Below are 20853 nucleotides of genomic sequence, written 5' to 3' on the forward strand. Positions count from 1 at the left end.
AAATTTGAAATTAAGTTCTTCTTATATTACTTTTTCCTCGAAGTTTAATTTATCTTCCTTTTTTCTAGAAAATAAATTTGCAAGGGTATCTGGAAGGGCAATCATCGCTGGCAAAAAGACAGGAAGCAGCACAAAGCAAAGCAAGACCAGTCCTATAATGACAGCTATGGCCAATTCAGATAAAAGTACCAACCCAGAAGGCATAAGTGTGGCAAAAGTGCCTCCTAGTATGAAAACTGCAGCAATAATTACACCGCCTATATGTCTTGAAGCCAACACGATTGCCTCTTTTGGCAACATATGAGGGTATTCCTTAAAGCGCATCATCAGAAATATACTATAGTCTACTCCCAAGGCTACTATAATGATAAAGGAGAAGAATGGAACGAAGGAAGAAATTCCTTCATATCCCTGCAAATCTATGAAAATATAGTTTATGATGAACATCGCTGCATAGTATGCTCCTACAAGGGATGCAGTTATGAAAACTGGTGTCCAGAAAGATCTTATTACAAAGAACAGCACAAGCAATACTCCTATGATGACTATAGTTGTCGTTCTATTTAGATCTCGGCTCAATATATCATTCATATCTTTTGTTGTAGCACTTGGACCTGATGTGCCACTATTAGCATCGGAAAGAACTGTCCCTTTAAGCCCACTAGACACTGTTGCATTAATTTTATCTACCGTACTTAATGCATCTTCTGAATAAGGATCTGCTTCTAAAACAACTATCATCTTTGTAATTTTTCGATCATTGGACAAGAACGTATCTAATGATTTTTTAAAGTTCTTATCCAGCAATGCTTCTTTTGGAATGAAGAATGTTTTATTTCCTTTATATTGGGTTAAGAATCCATTTGTTTGCCCAAGTCCATCAGAGATTTGCTTTAACCCGCCGTTTACATCCGATAGATTTTGTCCAAAGACACTGAATCCATTAAGCCCGTCTGCAAGCTGCTGCTGACCTGATTTCATCTGGCCAAGTCCATCGGAAACACTATTCATATTCGTTACAATTGTTCCTATTCCAGTCGTTGCTTTACCAAGGCCCTCTTCGAGTTTTTTCAAGCCATCTCCCATTTGGGATAAACCGCTGCTCATGGCTGTTAGATTTTTATTTGCTTCAGCAAAACCTGCAGTTACAGCATTATAATTATCATTTAATGCTTTTATTCCTTCAGGTGTAATAGGAGCTAACGAAGAAGATAACTGATCCATTGTTTGCATTAATGCCTGGTAATTTGGGTCACTATCAGAATTGGCATAGCTGCTCCCTAAAGCTGTCATCATTGATTGCATTTGAGAGAGTGCACTTTTCATCCCAAGAAGAGCCTGTGCCGCATCTTGGTAGTGGGTACCCATCTCTGAGTATCCAGCCTGCATTTTTCCATAATTATCAGCTAACAGTGAGACTCCACTGCTCACCTTTGAGAGATTCGTTGCTATGGCAGTTATGCCATTGCTAATCGTTTCCGAATTGCTTGAGCCATTATCAATACCAGCTTGGATTTGCTTTAATCCATTGGTTAAGGCATTCAAACCTTCCTGTAGCTTTGAAGTACCATCTACCATTTGGCTGACCTGAGAAAAATCCGCTGATCCTAATTTTTCTTGTGCCAGCTTCAATCCATCATTTATTTGATCCACACCATTTTGCGTTTTTGAAATACCGTCAGTTACGGACCCCATTTGACTGACGACGTAAAAACCATCAATTTGCTTACCCTGAGGTTGTGTAACCGAAGAAACCTGCTTAACTCCCTTAATACTCTTGAGTCTTTCAGTTAAATTATCAATTACAGCAAGAGATTCATTATTATTTAAAGTTTTACTATTTTCAATTACAACAGTAGCAGGCATTGCCTGGCCTTTGCCAAAATGGTCCGCAACTAAGTTAATGCCTTTAGTAGAGGGATATTTATTTCCAAGTTCTCCAATGGTATCAAAGTTGAGCTTTTCCTGATGTAAAAACACCATTGGTCCCAAAATCAAAAGGATAACGGCCACTGTTATAAGTGGATACTTTGTTGCAAAGGAGGATGTTTTACCCCAAAACTTGTTTTCTTTATGACCCGATACATTTTTGGATGGCCAGAAGAGTTTTTTTCCTAATACTTTCATGATGAAAGGTGTTAAGGTCAAAATTTCAAGCAATAGTATGGTTACACCTATTACAACCACAACACCTGATTTATAAATTGGTGATTCGGCAAAAACGAGAGCAAGGAAAGCAATAAATACAGTGAGTATACTATAAGCAATCGTTTTACCTGCTGTTTTATAGGTGTTTACAATTGATTCATCTATTGAGTGGCCGTGAGATAGTTCCTCCCTAAACCGATTAAACAGAAGAATGTTGTAATCAGTGCCTATACCAAAAAGAATAAGTACCAAGAGCATCTGAGTAAGACTAGTAATTGGAAATCCAGCTTTATCAATTAATTGTGCGGCAATTCCCATAGACACAAGATAGGAAAAGGCTACAGCCACTAAGGATACCAAAGGTGTTACTACAGATCTAAATGTAATTATAAGTACGGCTAAAATAAAAATAACGGTCAAAGCAGCACTCTTTTCAACTCCTGCAAGAGACGCCTTCAGGTAATCGTTATTGATAAAATCTTCCCCGCTAAGATAGTATTCAACAGGTATATTACTGAGTTTGCTTTCAAGTTCTTTTTTAATATCATCTACTTCTCTGTCCTTTTTATCGAGCTTAAAGCTTACCATAAGAGTTGTGCCATCTTTAGAAACTAAAGAACTTTTTGCATCGGGCATAGCAAAAGGATCTATCATTTCTGTAATACCCAGTTCTTTGCTGCTATCGCTAATTTTCCTTACCCCATCACCGATTTTATTCATTTCTTCTTGAGAAATTTTATTTTTATCGTAGAAAACAATAAGATTGTTTATACCCTTTGTGGTATCCATCTTTTTTAAGATATTATCAGCGATTACTGAGGGGCTGTCATTATTCGCTCCTTGCTGCCCTTTTTGTCGCAGTATTGCATTGATGTCCGGCTGAATGGCTGTGAGCAATATAGTTGCAATCAGCCATATTGCAAATATAGCCCAACGGCCTTTTATGATTGATCTCACCTTACTGTTTCCTCCTTATAGATGTTTATTTTCCCTGTTGGTCTTCTTACACTAGACACTATAGCAAGGGATAAGGAAGGGTTCAAAAAGCAAAGTGGAACGAGTGTATTAAAATAATACATTAAGTGTAATTTGTATTATTAGAACATAACCTGATTGAAGATTTCGAACAACTCCTCTTTCTGGTATTGATATTCTTTACTAATCCAATTCTGTAAAATGGTCATAAATGAAGTTGCATATAAGTCACAAATTACTTCAGGATACTTAGACTGATTGATTTTAATTGCAATGGTGTCGTTCTCTGTTCTTGAATGTTCACGTAAAATATCACTTGCAATTTTCACCATGCTTTTGAATAATATATGACCATCAGAACTTAATAAAGTATTTTCGAATAACACAAAATTTTCTTCTACATAATCGACCAGTAATTTAAAAATGTCTGTATCAGATTTTTTATTCAATTTAATAATCTCTTCAGATAAATGATAAATAAAATCTCTTTGTAGACTATATTTATCTTCATAATACCGATAAAACGTAGTACGATGAATTAATGCATCATCACATATATCTTGAATCGTGATTGAAGAGAATCGTTTAGTTTGCAGAACATGAATAAAGCTCTGTATGATTTGGCGTCTCGTGCGTTCAGTTGTACTATTCATGGAACATATCCTCCTTTTCTCTCCTCAAGATTAAGTAATTTGACTATAACATATATAATGGGCAAGTATCAGGCATTGGTTCTTTGTAAATTCGTTAAAAGAAACGTAAAAAGGCAACGCCCAAAAGGGTTAGTTGCCTTCTTTTAAAATGAGTTTCGCAACACAATCCACATGTTAATCCAACGAAATCTCCACAACATTATCCAAATATTTTGAAGTATTATATCCAAATATATTCAGACTTTTAGGAATCACTTTGTTACCTTGTAACCGCATGTTTTCAACTGTAACGAAATAACGGGGCCGCTCGATTTCTTCATAGGATACAGGATATTCGTTCATATCGTATTCTATCCCGTTTTTATCAACGAGCACTCCTTCAGAATCCATCTCCATTGAACTAATTTCATTTTCATCCTCACCCACAATAGTGAATTGAAGCGACTCATATGCTCGATTCTTAATTTCATGATTGCTTATGACAACATTGGTAGGCTGTCCAACTTCTACCTTGTCGATGGAGATTGTACTGCCTGCATATTCAAAGGTTTGAGGATATTTCTGAGAAGGATCAAGTTCGATAGTTTTTGGGTCTTCAAACGATAAATTAACAGATTCGAATTGAACGTTAACCTTTTTGGGTTTTTCTCCAAAAAGAGGATCAAAGTATGCTTGAAAAGTATTCCAATTCATGTCTTGTTGTGTATCAAAAAAAGAGCTGCCATACATATCTGCTTTCACTTTTTTATTGTTCACTTCTAGATTGTCAAAACTAAGAGCATCTATCCGCTTCTCTGGCTGTCCATTATTAATACCATATTGCAGAATCGTCGCTGTTGGAGCAATGGTTAGTTTATCAAATCGAACAGGAATCCCCTCAACTTCAGTTTCTTCATCCAATGCATATTCAATGGACGGCTGTTTTGTTACAGGAATCTCGAAGTTCCACTCCCCTGTTGCATATTCCATGTTCTCGCCAGCACTAATACCATTCCGGTCAGAGGAATCACGAATCAACTTCAGAAGCTTTGTGATCTTGAGTTTGATTGTCCCGTTATCCTTGGAGAGTGGCCGCAGACTAATCTTCCCTTGATACACGTTCTTTTCTTCTTTATTTATATCCGATTCAAGGTCAGGAGGGTAGTACCTTGGATATGCTTTACGATTCATGATTTGTTCGTTCTCCACAAAAACCCCATCATCATTATTCATCATATATTGATTTTCTTCATTTGTATCTTCTATTTCATAAAAAACAAGCGTCTGAACCTCATCAGCAATCGCACTTCTGATCTTAATCTTCACCCCATCGCTTTCCGCTTCCAGGTTCAGCCTCTCACCCATGTCCTGTTGTAGATACGAACGCAATTCCTGATCTTTTTCTGTCCATGTATAGTAGAGGGAGGAAAACGCCCCTGTAAAATACTCTACCCCCATTAACAATGCGAAAACACTTACAAAAACAAGTCCCATTCTTTTACGTTTCTTGTTCTTCTGTTTTCTGTGCTTTTCCTTTTCTGCCAGCCTATCTTTGACGTTCTCCATGAAACCAGATGGCACATGGAAATCCTCAATCCTTTCAGTAAGATTTAACATGGTTAACATGACATCCTGAAAAGTAGCCAAATCCTCCTGACAGTCTTGACAGTGATAAATATGTACCTCGAAATCAATCTTTTTTGACCGATCCATGGCTCTTTCTAAGTAATCGATGTAATCCTTATGATACTCCTTACAGCCATTAAAGGTTGATCCGTACGCCATTTCTTTTCTAAGTGACTGGATTCCAGAAAACAAAAGCTCCTTAATCTTTTCCACCGAAACTTGGAGAAGATGTGCCGCTTCCTCCTGAGAGAATCCTTTTACATAGGTAAGGACCATCGCTTCTTTCTCGTACTCTTTCAATTGATCAAGTGCTTTAAATAAATCCTGACGTGGTTCTCTTTCCTCTGAGGATTGTAAACTTCTATCATCAGAAAGCTCCCGGCAGGTATGTATGAAAATGGATGTAACCCACGTGTGGAATGATGCTTCACTTTTAAATCGCGGCAATTCCTTGTGGACTTTTATAATAGACTGGTAAAAAAGCTCTTCCATTTGCTGCTGATTACTAAGATAGGACCAACCAAGTGTATAGAACGATTGTTGATGCTGATCAAACCAATCGACGATGGATTCCAAGCCTTTTTCTTTTATTGTAATGATTGAAATGGGATCTACTTTGGCTGGGATCATAAATGTGTTTCAGCCCCTTTAACATTCTTTATTTTCTTATCGAATGCTCTTGTGCGAGCCGTCACAGTTAGGTTTCTTTTGAGATAGTCCACAAGTACAATCATTTAATCCCTTTCCATTGAGAATTTTCTCCATACATTTTTCAATCCTAGACTCTCGAGTTTTGGATTGTTTGGGCCCCGAAAAATAATGAATGTATGCTTTTTGCCGTCCCGGCGTCAATGCTTCAAATGCAGTTTTCAAGGCAGGGATTTCATCGAATTTATTCTGAAGTTCTTCAGGAATGATGTATTCTGTATTCTTTTTAAAATTCACTTCTAAACCGGCTTTTTCAACTTCAATAGCTTCAAAAATATAGGCTTTCAGGATGGTTTCCATTTCAACAATTTCTTGAACATTGGTGAACCGAATCTGGCGCGCCGCCTGTACATTCTCCGTTTGTTGGATTAGAATCCCATGGGCATCCTGTAATAAAGCACCTTTGTGAAACAGAAGCGCACAATATTCTTTAAATCCATGTATTAAAACGATGTTTTTATTCTCAAACGTGTAACAAGGATGCATCCACTTAAATTCTTCGGTCAGCTCACAGTCAAGAACGATATTTCTTAACTTCTCATATTCTTTCTTCCACTTATTAGCCTTACTTAAAAATTCATCAACCTTAGGATTCATTCTACTATTTGTCATCAAGAAACCCCCCTCTTCACTATCCTATTTTTTCTATTTCCGCCAAAAATTTGTATATTCTGCTTTATCCTGAATATTAAATTCAATCATTTTCTCAAGCAATTCGTAATTTACCGGCTTATTCCAAGGAATTCGAAACATGCCTTTGGTAGCGCTGTAGCCAGCTTGTGCAATGTCATCGGCAAAGCGCGCAATGCCTGCTTCTTCGGGTGAAACGCTCAAATGTTGCTTCGCTGTGGAAAAGCCGATGATAAATGTGCCGTGATCGGAAAACATTGGCGTATTCCACTTGATTTGTGATTCCAAATTGGAGAATTTATTAGCAACCCACGCCAAAATTTCCTCTGTTCGGTCGCGGTGCTCGGGATTATCGATACCCGCTAAATATTTTGCAAAAACTTCCATGTTGTTCCCTCCTAAAATAAAAATTATGTCGTTCAGAGAAATTCCTCAAACTCATTCCTTTGTAACTTTTTAAACTTCTACAAATAATACACAAACTCCTTCTTCCATAAAACTTCCTTTTTCTCGAATAAGAAAAAGCGACACTTCATTATAGGTGATTACACCCATTAGACATAACAATTCATATTATATACAGCTTTGTAAGTCCAATAAACATAAGAAGACAACTACCACAAGGGTTAGTTGCCTTCTTTTAAAATAAGGTGCGAGACACATTCAACATGCGTCGTCATCGGAAACATATCGACCGGCTGTACTTCCACCGTTTTATATCCTCCGTCTTCCAATATCCGCAAATCCCTCGCTAAGGTAGCTGGATTGCATGATACATAGACAACCTTTTTTGGTTTCATCTCGATGATTGTCTGCAGCAAGGCCTCGTCACATCCCTTGCGCGGAGGGTCAACAACAAGGACATCCGTGACATTCCCATCTTTATACCACTTCGGAATCACAACCTCCGCTTCTCCAGCAGCAAACTCGGTATTCTCCATTCCGTTTAATGCTGCATTCCGCTTGGCATCCTGAATGGCCTCTGGAACAACCTCCACACCAAATACTTTCCGTGCCTTTTGTGCTAAAAATAAGGAAATCGTTCCGATCCCACAGTAGGCGTCAATAACGTTTTCATCCCCAGTAAGATCGGCGTATTCCAGCGCCTTATCATATAAAACCTTTGTTTGAACAGGGTTAACTTGGTAGAAGGACAATGCGGAAATGGCGAATTTCACCTCACCGATATAATCATAGATGACTTCGTTTCCCCATAAAACGTTCGTTTTCTCCCCCATGATCACATTGGTCCGCTTTGAATTGACATTATGGATAATCGACTTTAGCTTCGGAAGTCGGGCAGCAATTTGTTCCACTAACTGATCCTTCTGCGGGAGATCTGTCGTTCTTGTGACGATGACCACCATGAGCTCGCCTGTTTGCTTCCCATACCTTGCCATGATGTGGCGGAGAACCCCTTTATGTGTTTCCTCATGATAGGCAGGAATCCTTAGCTCACTGCAAATTTCTTTCACCACACGCACCGCTTCATTTATTTCAGGGAGCTGAATGACACTTTCGTTGGTATCAACAATTTCATGGCTCCTCGGTTTAAAAAAGCCAGCAATCAGTTTACCGTCCTTCTCCCCCACTGGCACTTGTGCTTTGTTACGGTAATGCAAGGGATGATCCATCCCCAAAATCGGATGAACAACGACATCTTCTAGTTTACCAATCCGTGTCAGCACCTGACGGACCTGGTTTTCTTTATAATTCAGCTGCCCTTCATAGCTAATGTGCTCAAGTTGGCAGCCGCCATATTTCGCAAGATCACGGTTCTCAATCTCAACTCGGTACGGGCTTTTTTCATAAAGTTCCACCAAACGCCCAAAACCGTATCCTTTGCCCGTTTTAATGACCTTCACTTTTGCCTTTTCACCAGGCAGACCGTTCGGAATAAATAGCGGATACCCATCCACCTTGGCCACACCCGCCCCATCATGGGTTAAATCTTCAAAAACTACATCTATATAATCATTTTTATTAACCGGTACTATTCTGCTCATTTGCTTCTTCCTTTGCACGTTTTGACTGCTAAAATTGTAACACAATGCATGACTGAATGCGAAACTCCCATTGCCCGAGAGCCTTTTTTTCCATAAGCCTAAAAAAATTGTCAGAATATTTTTGTTTGCAAATATAATAAAAGTGTATATGATTAAAACAATCTCATTCTTGGAAGGAGTGGATAATAATCAAACTGAAAAAAAAACTGTCCATTCCGTTACTCTTTGCCTTCCTTACTTTCACCTTTATCCACTTTTCGCACTCACTTCCGTACTCACATTCTGATTTCAAAGCGATTATCAACCTAGATGATGGTAAGGCGAAAGACCAATGGGGTGATGAAAAAAAGCTGCCCGTTGTTTTACAAACACTATTTGTCGTAGCGACAATCCTTTCAGCAGCTGGAACCCCACTCCTTTATTTATTCATCCATTTCGACAAAAGCTATATTTTTCTAATACCCATATTTAATCAATCAAATTATGTGATCCACTCTCCTGAATTATTCGATAACAATCAATAATAAGGGAGGAAAAAAATATGTGGATTCGTTTTGTGATCATTGGCTTCTTTTCGATATCGGCCGCAAGCATGCTTACCTACCAGGGGATCGAAATTTTCCATGCCTTTACAGATTTCTTCAAGCAAAAATAAACGAAGGGCAGACTCTAAGGGGAGGAAATTAATACCCCTTTGGAGCCTGCCCTTTTTTATTAAATTTAAAAGGTCGCCTCATCTTCACCTTTCATGGCTGCAACCTTTTCTTTTACCTCTTCAATATTTCTCATCTTGTTATCCCAGCATTTTTGACTCAAATCAACTGGGTACTCTTCAGGATTCATAATCCGCTTATACTCGTCCCAAAGGGAATCGAGGTTTTGCTTCAAATAATCACGGGATTCCTCCAAGCATGGTACTTCATAAACAAGCTCGCCTTGAGAAAAAATCCTTACATGTAATTCTTTTGCGGTAAAGTTAGTAACCACCTTGTTCATAAACGTATGGGTTGGATGGAACATCCGCAGCCGCTTTTCAGGGAGCTTTTCATCCGCTAACGCAATATAATCTCCCTCGGCATGGTGGTTCGTATTATTGATGATTCGATAAATTCTCTTCAATCCAGGTGTCGTAACTTTATCCGGATTAGATGAAATTTTGATCGTATCTTCCATTTTTCCATTTTCATCCTCAATGGACACTATTTTATATACCGCCCCAAGTGCAGCCTGGTCGTAAGCCGTAATCAGCTTCGTCCCAACTCCCCAGCTGTCAATTTTAGCACCTTGTGATTTCAAACTCATAATTGTATATTCATCTAAATCACTGGAGGCTACAATCTTAGCGTCAGTGAATCCTGCCTCATCCAGCATTTTGCGCGCCTCCTTTGAAAGGTAGGCAAGGTCACCACTATCAAGGCGGATTCCGATAAAATTAATTTTATCCCCTAACTCTTTTGCCACTTTGATCGCATTTGGGACACCGAGACGGAGGGTATCATATGTATCAACTAAAAACACACAATCCTTGTGCGAGTCGGCATATTTAATGAATGCCGTATATTCGTCTTTATAAGCTTGGACCATCGAATGGGCATGTGTTCCGGATACAGGTATGCCAAACAGCTTTCCCGCTCTTACATTGCTTGTCGAGTCAAAACCTGCCAGATATGCTGCTCTTGTTCCCCAAATCGCGGCATCCATTTCCTGTGCTCGCCTTGTCCCAAATTCCATCGCCACTTCTTTGCCCACGACTTGCTTGATTCGCGATGCCTTCGTCGCAATTAATGTTTGGTAATTCACAATATTAAGCAAGGCTGTTTCAATCAATTGTGCTTCGGCAAGGGGAGCTTCAACCCGTATAATGGGTTCATTGCCAAAAACAAGCTCACCTTCTTCCATCGCACAGATGGTTCCAGTAAATCGCATATCTCTAAGATATTCAATAAAATCCTCTTGATAACCTACTTCATTTTTTAAATATTCAAGGTCTTCCTCACTAAAGCGGAAACCCTGAATAAACTGAATCACTTTCTCTAATCCAGCAAATACCGCATAACCGTTACCGAACGGAAGCTTGCGGAAAAATAGTTCGAAGACCGCACGTTTATTATGTATCCCATCTCTCCAATACGTTTCTAGCATATTGATCTGATATAGATCCGTATGCAGAGTTAAACTATCATCGTGATAAAAGTGTTTCATAACTAGACCCCCGAAGTACTATTTCAGCTTTTTCACCATTATAACCAATAATCCACTTGAAAGTCTATTTAACTATGGCTCCTAGGGATTGTTCAAAATGTCCGAGCGCCCATTCATGTCCAGCCTGATTAAAAGAAGCGACGGCATCCTTGTATACGACAATCTTAAAGCCTTTATTATAGGCATCTACTGCGGTATGTAGCACACAAATATCGGTACACACCCCTACTAAATGAACTTCTTTGATCCCGCGCTCTCGTAATTTCATCTCAAGATCTGTCCCCGCAAACGCCGAGTAGCGAGTTTTATCCATAAAGGCGACATGTTCAAGCTGACTATTCATTTTATATACTTCCTTCAGGGCACCAAACAAGTCTCTTCCTGCAGTTCCACGCAGATTATGCGGAGGAAACAGCTTCGTTTCCGGATGGAACTCATCCTCACGGTCATGAACGTCTATAGCAAAGACAACATAATCCCCATTTGCTATAAACTTTTTTGTTAGTTCAACGATTCTGCCTTCAATCTTTTGTCCCGGCTCACCACATGTTAATGCACCGTCCACCGCCACAAAATCATAGGTATAATCAATATTTATTAACGCCTTCATCTTATTTCGCCCCTTTTAAATGAATTTCAACTGTTTTCCATCCATCATTACAAATTATTCTAGGACGTTTACATAATTCCCTTTTTCAACAGAAAAAAAGCCCGCTCCTGCTGGAACGAACTTTTTTCTTAGCTATATCTTTTCCCCGCTTCCCAATCCGTTGGGCGATCATTCGGGCGAATATCATCAAGTGGTACAAACACTTCTAAGTGACGATAGAGGTTTTCAAACTCAGCAGGTAACAACCCGCCAAACTCACCATCTAAGTTTAACTGTACCTTTTCCGTCGCATGAACCTTAATGCGATTTGCCTGCGTGTAGATGACATTAGGATCATGGATATGATCACCGCGAAGAGCTAGGGTTGCAATTCGGATAAATTCAGCAAGATTCGTCTTTTTCAAAATCAAAAGCGAAAATAGTCCATCGTTAATCGAAGCATCAGGTGCTAGTTTTTCAAAGCCGCCAATCGAATTAGTCAGTCCGACTAAAAACAGCATGGCCTCGCCTTCGAACAACTTCCCGTCATACTCAATCGACACCTTCGATGGTTTAATCGAAGGAAGCATTTCCATCCCCTTTAAATAGTAAGCCAATTGACCGAGCATCGTTTTCAACTTACTTGGTACTTCGTATGTAATCTCGGTGATTCTACCGCCGCCTGCAATATTTATAAAATATCGGTCGTTGATGCGTCCAATATCGACTGGAATCATTTCCCCTTTTGTGATTATATCCACTGCAGCTCCAATATCTCTTGGAATTTGCAGAGCCCGGGCAAAATCATTCGTTGTACCAGCGGGAATAATCCCTAATCTAGGGCGATACTCCTGTTCCGCGAGCCCGTTGACCACTTCATGGATCGTTCCGTCACCGCCGGCTGCAATAACAACATCATACTTACGTTCAACAGCTATTCGTGCGGCTTCCGTCGCATCCCCTGCACCCGTTGTCGCGTGACAAGAGGCTTCGTATCCAGCCATTTCTAGCTTTTGAAGAATCTCTGGAAGATTCCGTTTTAGAATTTCACGTCCTGAGGTAGGATTGTATATCAGTCTTGCTCTCTTCATCGTTTCATCATCCTATTTTTGAAATCAACATCGGTATTAGCTCTCCGCACACTTCAATATTCTACCAATTATTATTCTTGCTTACAAATATAATGCCATGCGTATCCACTAATATACCTTCAAACATCCATCTCTTATCATAACTCTTTTTTACTTTTTTGCAAAAATAGGCTCGATATTTTTACTGATTCGTTTGAATACTAATATCATAAACATCGGCAATGCTAATGTGGTACTTTCCTTCTCCAGACTGATAAACAGCATTCTTCCTGCCATTATCAATTCCATCAGCAGTCTTTTCCTTCGACACCTTCCAGTCGCCATCTTTCCCTCCTACCTCTTGGGCGCCCACTGCATCAACCTTCAAATTACTATTTGCATCGACATCAACTACTAGCGATGAGGCTCTCTCAATATTCCAATCGTTTGCAAGCGAGCGCGGTTTTAAAGTTAGGAAATTATCGCTGCCAATTACCTCAAGCTTCACATCATTCGGCACCAACAGCGTTCCCGCAACCTCTCCACTAGCATGAAACGGACCAATTTCGTTTGGCAGTGACTTCATATTTAAATAAAGCGTATCACCCTTTTGGTTTGCCGAGATAATATCATCAGGACCTTGTAGTAACTTCGCCTTTTTGGCTGTTTCCACCCGGTATGTGCCAAACAAAGAGACCGACTTTTCCTCCGTCGATTCCACCGTCATTTGATGGCCCACCGTCCTGACGACCACCCGTTTGACGCTGTTATCCATTGGGTAGGAAAAAGCCGGCAGTTCAAACGTGCGTTCCTCCCTGGCCATCACTTCTTCGACCTTCCCCATAATACCCGTTGTGCTTAAAATCGCGAACACAATTCCGGCCGTTCCGATGACTCCCACAAAGAAAATACTAAGGAAATCATATTTTAACACCGGTTTTTCCTGTCGTGACAAAAACAAATAAAGGAGAATCTCAATTCCAAGGACAACCAATAAGAGCGGCCACCAAGCCGTCATCACTTGAACAAGATCTAGCCCCAAAAACTTTGAAAAAAAGAGGAAGAGACCAAGGAATACGAGCGAGGCCCCCATCGAAAACGTCCCAACACGCCAAGTTCTCATGCTTCTCCACCCTTTCTTTTTCTAAAAAGGAACCCAATCCCGAATCCGATGATTGCTGCGCCTGCAATTGTTTTTCCCCACTTACTCATGCTTTTTTGCCTCCCGTTTTTGTTTGCTTCCAGATAAAAGCTTAATTCCCCCGCCAATCAATAGGAGACAAACTAGTCCTGTTTGAAGATACCCTTGTACCCAATACATCACATCGATATTAATTAACCTATTTAAAAACGGTGAGAAAGCTGGAAGGAAGACGTTCATCACCAGATAATAGAGACCCATCAAAACAAGTCCAATCCCTACCCATTTTTGGTGATTTAGGAAATATGCAATAATCGGTACATCCTCGATTGTTTCTTCTCCGTACCTTGAAGCCTTTTGCATCGCATCGAAGAAACTATAAAACCAAATAATCGGAATTAAGAACAAGAAGATCCCAAGCCGTAACGTATCTAAAATATAGATCGAAAACAGAAAAGCCGCCATTAATTGGATGCCTCGGCGTTGCAGACCTAGATATAGGTGACCAGCTCCTGGGAAAATCGCGAGAAACGTGGCGATTGATTTGCTCTTTTTGCCATCTTCACGACGCATTTCAAAGTCTTCAAATATCGTTCGGTCGACTAGTTCCTCGCCGCGTTGTTTTTTGTTTACTTGTTGAACGGCATCAAAAAATCCGTACACCCAGATAATCGGCAGAGCAGCCATAAAGACCATAAATTCACTACGGTTGGAAAGTGCTGTTACAAATATGACCATGACTCCGAGTCCTAAAAAGGTTGCCAAAAGCGTTAATCCCCTTGTCATTAGTCCAATTTGGAAGTGTCCTAAGCCTGGGATAAACGATAAAACAATCGTATAAAATCGTTCAGAATCTTGGGAAGCCTGTGTCTGGGGAACATCTGGATTTGCTGTCTTCAGCGCCTTTTTATGTTTAGACACTTGCACACCCATGTCGATAAAGCTAATTAGATAAATGAAGATTCCTAACATAAAGGTAACGATGGAAACTTCCTCATTACTTGTTACTAATCCAATGACCGTGACGAATGCCAATCCCAATACGGTCAGTAAATAAAGTATTCCGCGAAACATGTTGCCGAAATATATATGACCAAGACCTGGGAATAAGGATAAGGTCAATGCTTTTGTCGGATTTTTCATTTCTTAACTGCCTCCTTTTTTTCTAGTGAATCCATCCATGCAAAAGTTTTATTAATAACGCCCTCCGTCACTGAAGGCTTCTTTTCCTGAATTTGCGGCCTTTCGAGCGAGCTTGCATAAGCAGCCAGCGATTGAAAGACACCCGAGAAGGTCAACAAAAGAGTCGCAGCCGCTGCCAACAGATAATGAAAAGCTGCTTGCTGATAGAAGGCCTTCTTCTTCACTTTGGTGTCAGGCACCGAAGGTACTATTGGCATAGTGTTAGGATTCTTAACGGTGTCAGGCACTACAGTCTTTTGCTTCGAAACTTCCGCCATCACCGAGTCGGTAAAGCCGGTCTCATTTGACAGAACTGGAAGCGATGATTCATTGGCCTCCACAGCCATTAAATAATGGTTGAGACATTGATCGCACGAATATAAATGATTTTCTAATTCCTCTTTGGTCTTCTCATTGATTTCGTCATTAACGTATTGCAACCACTCATCAAAAGTGTAATGCTTCATGAAAAATCGTCCTCCTTCCAATTCTTTTTCATCCAATGGCGGGCCCGGTACAGCTTCGTTTCAATTGTTTTCACCTGCACATTTTGTTCGTCAGCCATTTGCTGATAGCTTTTTTCCGCAATATAAAAACCATAAATGACATCACGGTAATTTTCAGGCAGTTCATTAAGCTTTTTCCTGACGAGCCTTCTCCGATCTAAATCCATTATCTCTTTCTCGACACTATCTTTCGGTGACCCATCTACCTGCTTTTCGAGGTCATCCGCCACTTCCACTCGTCTTCTTACCTGTTTTCGTTTTACATCTATCGCATGATTAACGGCAATTCGCGTCATCCACGTTTTAAACCCTTGATTTTGGTATTGGGGGAGAGAAGTATAGATTTTCATAAAGACTTCTTGGGCGGCGTCTTCTGCTTCCTTTTGGTCGCGAAGCACAGCAAAGATGGTCCGGAACACATCATTGCGGTACTTCTCAACCAAAAGCCGAAAGGCATGATCATCGCCGTCCAACACATTCTCTATTAAAACTGCATCACTAATGGTTCTCCCCCCCTTTCTTTTTTGCTACTCACTTAATAGACGAAAGGAAATAAATATACCCCTACACTATTTTTATAAAAATATTTTTTTCATTCTATTCATCATACCATGCTGATTTTTGCAGTAGAAAAAACCGTGCAGATGACGGCCGCACGGTTATTACCAAATATATAAGTAAATTAATCTTTAATTTCCAATCCTAAAAGCCTCGCGAATCCAATCGCCTGATCTGCAGAAACAATGCACCCTGCCACACTATCTAGTGATAGGTTTAAGTGAGTAAATTTACAAGTGCTGAGGTCCACTCCTTTAAGTCTGGTTCCTGTAAAGTTCGCATCATTAAGATCGCAATCTTTAAATTCAAGTTTATTAAACTTGGCCTCATAGAAATCAGCATTACGAAGTAAACAATTTTCAAATCTCATTTCCTTCAAATCGGCATACCCAAACGAACCCATATTCAGGTTACAATTTTCAAACAAGACATTTCTTAGGGTCGCATCGGCAAGATTTAATCCCAGTAGTTTAGAATCACGAAACTCCACACGGTGGATGATTCCATCGGTAAAATCCACATTGGACAGGTCGCATCGTTCAAAGATAACATCGGTTAATTGAATAAAGCGAAAGGCTCCATCGAGGAAGGTAACATTTCTAAACACAACCTCCTCGAATCTCACCTTTTCAACATCCTCTTGTGAGATCGTACAGTCACTAATGAGCGCCAGGTTAATATAGGAATCTTCTATATCGTTATAGTCAAAAGGAGTTAAACTGGTTGGAATTTTCGGAGTTTGGATTTTTAGTGTCTTACTCAAATGAATCATCCTTTACATAGTCCAATAGTATTTTGTTATATTATATCGTTTAATTACCGACAATACTACGCCTTGAGTCTTAGGATGCAGATATTACAATCATGAGGAATCACCCATGGCCCCTGATCTGGCAGCGCCTTTTCTAACTCTTCAAGTGCCTGCTTACGATCAGCTTTATCTAACCCTGCCAACCAGGAAACCGATTCGATTCGTTCGACCCAGGCCTGCTTTGTAAAACTGACCGTGTAATTTAATTTATATAAGTCTCTTAATTCAAAGCCGTTTTTCTCCCATTCGGGAAACCACTCAACGGGAAATCCATTGATTCGCATGCTGGACTCTGCCTTCGAACCTGCTGGCACTAAGCCGCCTTTGACATATTTTGTGAGTACTTCAAAGGTTTTTTCCACTACTAGGGGCCCTGATAAAAAGCCTGAATCAATGACAATTAATGTTCCATTTGCTTTTAAGATCCGTTTCACTTCATCGATTGCCTTTGGTCGATCAAACCAATGCCAAGCCCTCATGGCCGTGACAATATCATATTGTGAATCATCTAATCCAGTGGCTTCAGCCGTACCTTGCTGATACGGAATTGTAAAATTCTTCAACTGATTCAATACCGTTGCTTGTTTTAGTAATTCTCGTGAAGGCTCAATCCCAACAACATTGGCTTTTCGCATCGCCATTTTCCTTGTTAAGGCGCCTGTACCCGCGCCGATATCCGCTACTTTTTTTCCATCAAAAAAAATATTACGAAGCAGTAAACTATCCATCAACGTGGCCGGAATATCTTCTCTTGAATTTGCATAGCTATTAGCAACTTGACCAAAATCAATTTCTTTCATTTCGAGCGCTCCCTTTTCTTTACGAATATTCTAGAATTTAACAAAATAATACCATTGAAATATGATAGAATCTATGAATAATGGGAATTTACTAAAATAATAGTTGAGGGAATGATGCGTATGATGTGGTTGTTGCTTTTGGCTTCCTATTTAATCGGAAGCGTTCCCACAGCCTTAATTGTGGGCAAGTTGGTCTTCGGTGTTGATATCCGGGAACATGGCAGTAAAAATCCAGGAGCCACCAATACCCTGAGGGTTCTTGGCAAGAAATCTGCCGTATTCGTCCTAATTATTGATCTAGCTAAAGGGGCTTTAGCAGCCTATCTGCCCATTTACTTCAACCTAGACGTGGAACCTCTTTACTTTGGTTTAGCAGCGGTTGTTGGTCATTGCTTTCCCATTTTTGCAGGCTTCAAAGGTGGAAAAGCAATTGCAACCACTGCCGGGGCTTTGTTAATTGCCAATATTTATCTCCTAGTCATCGCGTACGTGGCTTTCTTTTTAGTCATCTTTTTAACCAAGTATGTTTTTATCGGCTCGATCACTGTTGGCATTAGTATGCTCATCTACTCTTTAGTATCTTCTAAGCTAGAATTAGAACTTATCTTTATATTATTCTCGTTATTTTTAATCTATTTGCACCGCTCCAACATTCGCAATTTTATTTTAGGTATCGAACCAAAAATTAATGATAAAAAGTTAATTAACGACCGCATCCCGCCAAAGAACGGCGGATATAAAATATAATACGAAAAGCGGAGGCGCCCGTTTAGCTGCGTATGTACTGGAACCCTTTGACTGAGATAAAGGAAACACGGAGAGCGGTAGCGATCCGATGTTGACTTATCGTAGGGAAATGGGCGAAGTACACTAGCCGCTGGGCGCCGGAGCTAGACAGTAATCTAAGTTCAAAGACCTTAATAAAAAGGATCCACCTGTAGTTAAATACGACTACATTGGGATCCTCTTTTTTATTTTAAAAGTGTCGCCAAGATACTATTGGCAACGGTTTGCCAAATCGCAGCATCAGTTTGATAGGTTGCTCTAAGACTTTTATACATTTCCGTTTGTTTGGCTTGGAAATCCTCGGCGTCCTTTTCTGGCAAGGCCGCGCGCTTTTCCATCACCAAAGCTTGCATTTCTGGTGCTCTTGGCCCCCAGACACCGACTTCGTTTCCTTCTTCATTGATAAAAATAAAAATAGGAATAGCTCTTGATGTGCCATTGGTCAAATATTGGTCCATTAACTCCAAATTGGAATCGCGAAGCACAAAACGGACTTCCATCCCGGCCGCTTCAGCTATTTTTAGCAAAATAGGGTTATTGAGCATCGCATCGCCGCACCAATCTTCTGATAAGACAATGGCACGTAATTTTTGCGATTTTAATGCCTCGAGTTTATTTTTATCTTCTTCCTCTAAGGTAAACCGCTCATAGATAGTAAGCATTTCCTCTTTATTAGTGGTCATAGCATTTATGTACTCATCCACAGTTAATCCTTTTTGAAACCATTGGTTTAAACCCATATTCTCTACACCCCTCCCATTTTCTCCTATAATAGTCATTTAAAGAACACGTTACAATAAAATTGCTTAGCGAGACTCACTAATGTTATACTACAAATATTTTTTCCTATTTCAAAAAAACATATTTTAACACTAGCAATAGTATTTTAAAGTTGATAGAATATTTTATAAATAGGAAATATTATTTAAAATATTTTCTACGATAAGAAGATTGAGGGAGGAACTTTATGTCTAATGAATCACTACAACTACTTTCGATCGGAATCTATATCGCCGCTATGCTCTTTATCGGTTGGTATTCCTACCGAAAGACTAGTAATCTTACAGACTACATGCTTGGGGGAAGATCTTTAGGTCCTGCTGTAACCGCTTTAAGTGCCGGAGCTGCTGATATGAGCGGCTGGCTATTAATGGGTTTACCTGGGGGAATTTATGTAACCGGTTTAGCTGATGCATGGATCGCCGTAGGTTTAACTATTGGAGCCTATCTTAACTGGTTATTAGTGGCACCGCGCTTACGTTCTTACACTCAAGTTGCCAATGACTCAATCACGATTCCAAGCTATCTTGAGAACCGTTTTAAAGACAACACTAAACTACTCCGAATTGTTTCAGGTATTGTTATTCTTATTTTCTTTACTTTCTATGTTTCATCGGGAATGGTTTCCGGTGCTGTCTTTTTTGAGAGCTCGTTTGGCACAAGCTACCACACAGGACTTTTTATTGTTGGCGGAGTTGTGGTTGCCTACACCTTATTTGGAGGATTCTTGGCGGTAAGTTATACAGACTTTATTCAAGGTTTAATGATGTTGATTGCTCTTGCCCTTGTTCCGGCAATTGGTATCTTCCACACAGGAGGTCCTTCTGAAACGATTGAAACGATTCGTGCGATTGACCCAACGAAACTTGACTTGTTAAAAGGGACAACCTTTTTAGGGATTATTTCAGCAATGGCCTGGGGCCTAGGCTATTTTGGGCAGCCCCATATCATTGTCCGCTTTATGGCCATCAAGACGATTAAAGAAACAAAAAGCGCCCGTCGAATTGGTATGAGCTGGATGATTATCTCACTTCTTGGTACGATCGCTACAGGATTTATTGGACTTGCCTTTTTCCATAATAATCCTGACCATGTTCTAAAGAACCCAGAAGCGGTATTTATTGAATTAAGTCAGATTCTATTCCACCCACTATTTGCTGGCTTTGCGTTGGCAGCCATTCTTGCTGCGGTCATGAGTACGATTTCTTCCCAATTAATCGTAACCTCGAGTGCGCTTGTAGAAGATTTATACAAAATGGTGATGAACAAAAATGCGAAGGATAAACAACTGGTCTTCTTAGGAAGAATGGCTGTTCTTCTCGTTGCTGTAATTGCTTCTGCACTTGCTTTCAAGCAAAATAGCACCATTTTAGACCTTGTGGCTTATGCATGGGCTGGTTTCGGAGCTTCTTTCGGACCTATTATCCTGCTAAGTTTATTCTGGAAAAAGATTACGAATTGGGGCGCCCTTTTCGGGATGATCGTTGGGGCTGTTACCGTTATCATTTGGAAAAATGTTGGACTCGGTGACACTCTTTATGAAATTGTTCCCGGCTTTGTCTTCAATCTAATCATTGCGGTAGTTATCAGTTTGATAACTTATAAGAAAAATGAAGAGATTGAAAAAGAATTTAATGAAAGCGTCCGCTTGTTAAAAAACGAATAACATGATATACGCTCGGATTCCATCGGATCCGAGCGTT

The 20853-nt window shown here is 39.9% G+C and carries 18 protein-coding genes; 2 read left to right on the forward strand and 16 right to left on the reverse strand.

Annotated elements, in window-relative coordinates:
• Nucleotides 1–21 precede the first annotated feature (21 nt).
• The 15 genes from ACJ004_RS24230 to ACJ004_RS24300 form a co-directional block, all read right to left on the reverse strand.
• Entirely contained in the window at nt 22–3105 is a 3084-nt protein-coding gene (locus ACJ004_RS24230; protein ID WP_410895701.1) for an MMPL family transporter, read from the reverse strand.
• Nucleotides 3106–3245: 140 nt separating this feature from the next.
• Nucleotides 3246–3776, reverse strand: a complete 531-nt coding sequence (locus tag ACJ004_RS24235) for a TetR/AcrR family transcriptional regulator C-terminal domain-containing protein (protein ID WP_410895702.1) — start codon at nt 3774–3776, stop codon at nt 3246–3248.
• A 174-nt stretch (nt 3777–3950) separates the two neighbouring features.
• Nucleotides 3951–6011 carry a sigma-70 family RNA polymerase sigma factor gene (locus tag ACJ004_RS24240; protein ID WP_410895703.1) on the reverse strand — a complete coding sequence of 687 codons (2061 nt, stop codon included), beginning with the start codon at nt 6009–6011 and terminating at the stop codon, nt 3951–3953.
• Nucleotides 6012–6047: 36 nt separating this feature from the next.
• Entirely contained in the window at nt 6048–6701 is a 654-nt protein-coding gene (locus ACJ004_RS24245; RefSeq protein WP_410895704.1) for a YdeI/OmpD-associated family protein, read from the reverse strand.
• Between the two features lie 33 nt (nt 6702–6734).
• Nucleotides 6735–7106, reverse strand: a complete 372-nt coding sequence (locus tag ACJ004_RS24250) for an iron chaperone (protein ID WP_410895705.1) — start codon at nt 7104–7106, stop codon at nt 6735–6737.
• A gap of 239 nt (nt 7107–7345) precedes the next feature.
• Complete coding sequence (gene rlmD / locus ACJ004_RS24255) at nt 7346–8725, reverse strand: 23S rRNA (uracil(1939)-C(5))-methyltransferase RlmD (RefSeq protein WP_410895706.1); 1380 nt, start codon at nt 8723–8725, stop codon at nt 7346–7348.
• A gap of 720 nt (nt 8726–9445) precedes the next feature.
• Complete coding sequence (locus tag ACJ004_RS24260) at nt 9446–10927, reverse strand: nicotinate phosphoribosyltransferase (RefSeq protein WP_410895707.1); 1482 nt, start codon at nt 10925–10927, stop codon at nt 9446–9448.
• A gap of 64 nt (nt 10928–10991) precedes the next feature.
• Nucleotides 10992–11537, reverse strand: coding sequence for a cysteine hydrolase family protein (locus ACJ004_RS24265; protein ID WP_410895708.1), 546 nt, complete (start codon nt 11535–11537; stop codon nt 10992–10994).
• 128 nt (nt 11538–11665) lie between these two features.
• Nucleotides 11666–12607 carry a diacylglycerol kinase gene (locus ACJ004_RS24270; protein ID WP_410895709.1) on the reverse strand — a complete coding sequence of 314 codons (942 nt, stop codon included), beginning with the start codon at nt 12605–12607 and terminating at the stop codon, nt 11666–11668.
• 181 nt (nt 12608–12788) lie between these two features.
• Nucleotides 12789–13709, reverse strand: a complete 921-nt coding sequence (locus ACJ004_RS24275; RefSeq protein WP_410895710.1) for a hypothetical protein — start codon at nt 13707–13709, stop codon at nt 12789–12791.
• Nucleotides 13710–13790: 81 nt separating this feature from the next.
• On the reverse strand, nt 13791–14870 hold the full coding sequence (locus ACJ004_RS24280; RefSeq protein ID WP_410895711.1) for a DUF6677 family protein: 1080 nt from the start codon (nt 14868–14870) through the stop codon (nt 13791–13793).
• Complete coding sequence (locus ACJ004_RS24285; RefSeq protein ID WP_410895712.1) at nt 14867–15412, reverse strand: anti-sigma factor; 546 nt, start codon at nt 15410–15412, stop codon at nt 14867–14869. Before ACJ004_RS24285 ends, ACJ004_RS24280 begins: the two co-directional genes overlap by 4 nt.
• Nucleotides 15373–15888 (reverse strand): sigma-70 family RNA polymerase sigma factor, encoded by a 516-nt coding sequence (locus ACJ004_RS24290; protein WP_410895713.1) that lies wholly within the window; start codon nt 15886–15888, stop codon nt 15373–15375. Before ACJ004_RS24290 ends, ACJ004_RS24285 begins: the two co-directional genes overlap by 40 nt.
• A 209-nt stretch (nt 15889–16097) precedes the next feature.
• Entirely contained in the window at nt 16098–16736 is a 639-nt protein-coding gene (locus ACJ004_RS24295) for a pentapeptide repeat-containing protein (RefSeq protein WP_410895714.1), read from the reverse strand.
• A gap of 65 nt (nt 16737–16801) precedes the next feature.
• Complete coding sequence (locus ACJ004_RS24300) at nt 16802–17584, reverse strand: class I SAM-dependent methyltransferase (RefSeq protein ID WP_410895715.1); 783 nt, start codon at nt 17582–17584, stop codon at nt 16802–16804.
• Between the two features lie 120 nt (nt 17585–17704).
• Between ACJ004_RS24300 and plsY the strand changes: the two genes are divergently transcribed.
• Nucleotides 17705–18331, forward strand: a complete 627-nt coding sequence (gene plsY / locus ACJ004_RS24305; RefSeq protein ID WP_410895761.1) for a glycerol-3-phosphate 1-O-acyltransferase PlsY — start codon at nt 17705–17707, stop codon at nt 18329–18331.
• Nucleotides 18332–18555: 224 nt separating this feature from the next.
• Here plsY and ACJ004_RS24310 read toward each other — a convergent pair whose 3' ends face one another.
• Nucleotides 18556–19110, reverse strand: coding sequence for a thioredoxin family protein (locus tag ACJ004_RS24310; protein WP_410895716.1), 555 nt, complete (start codon nt 19108–19110; stop codon nt 18556–18558).
• A 227-nt stretch (nt 19111–19337) separates the two neighbouring features.
• Between ACJ004_RS24310 and putP the strand changes: the two genes are divergently transcribed.
• A complete protein-coding gene (gene putP, locus ACJ004_RS24315) occupies nt 19338–20816 on the forward strand; it encodes a sodium/proline symporter PutP (protein WP_410895717.1) in 1479 nt (492 codons plus the stop codon).
• Nucleotides 20817–20853: the final 37 nt, after the last annotated feature.

It is taken from the genome of Neobacillus sp. 204 (assembly GCF_046562815.1).
Lineage (GTDB): Bacteria > Bacillota > Bacilli > Bacillales > Cytobacillaceae > Neobacillus.

Coding starts and splice junctions, on each gene's coding strand:
- ACJ004_RS24235 (WP_410895702.1), bottom strand. CDS start 3,776: ATGAATAGTACAACTGAACGCACGAGACGCCAAATCATACAGAGCTTT.
- ACJ004_RS24240 (WP_410895703.1), bottom strand. CDS start 6,011: ATGATCCCAGCCAAAGTAGATCCCATTTCAATCATTACAATAAAAGAA.
- ACJ004_RS24245 (WP_410895704.1), bottom strand. CDS start 6,701: ATGACAAATAGTAGAATGAATCCTAAGGTTGATGAATTTTTAAGTAAG.
- ACJ004_RS24250 (WP_410895705.1), bottom strand. CDS start 7,106: ATGGAAGTTTTTGCAAAATATTTAGCGGGTATCGATAATCCCGAGCAC.
- rlmD (WP_410895706.1), bottom strand. CDS start 8,725: ATGAGCAGAATAGTACCGGTTAATAAAAATGATTATATAGATGTAGTT.
- ACJ004_RS24260 (WP_410895707.1), bottom strand. CDS start 10,927: ATGAAACACTTTTATCACGATGATAGTTTAACTCTGCATACGGATCTA.
- ACJ004_RS24265 (WP_410895708.1), bottom strand. CDS start 11,537: ATGAAGGCGTTAATAAATATTGATTATACCTATGATTTTGTGGCGGTG.
- ACJ004_RS24270 (WP_410895709.1), bottom strand. CDS start 12,607: ATGAAGAGAGCAAGACTGATATACAATCCTACCTCAGGACGTGAAATT.
- ACJ004_RS24275 (WP_410895710.1), bottom strand. CDS start 13,709: ATGAGAACTTGGCGTGTTGGGACGTTTTCGATGGGGGCCTCGCTCGTA.
- ACJ004_RS24280 (WP_410895711.1), bottom strand. CDS start 14,870: ATGAAAAATCCGACAAAAGCATTGACCTTATCCTTATTCCCAGGTCTT.
- ACJ004_RS24300 (WP_410895715.1), bottom strand. CDS start 17,584: ATGAAAGAAATTGATTTTGGTCAAGTTGCTAATAGCTATGCAAATTCA.
- plsY (WP_410895761.1), top strand. CDS start 17,705: ATGATGTGGTTGTTGCTTTTGGCTTCCTATTTAATCGGAAGCGTTCCC.
- ACJ004_RS24310 (WP_410895716.1), bottom strand. CDS start 19,110: ATGGGTTTAAACCAATGGTTTCAAAAAGGATTAACTGTGGATGAGTAC.
- putP (WP_410895717.1), top strand. CDS start 19,338: ATGTCTAATGAATCACTACAACTACTTTCGATCGGAATCTATATCGCC.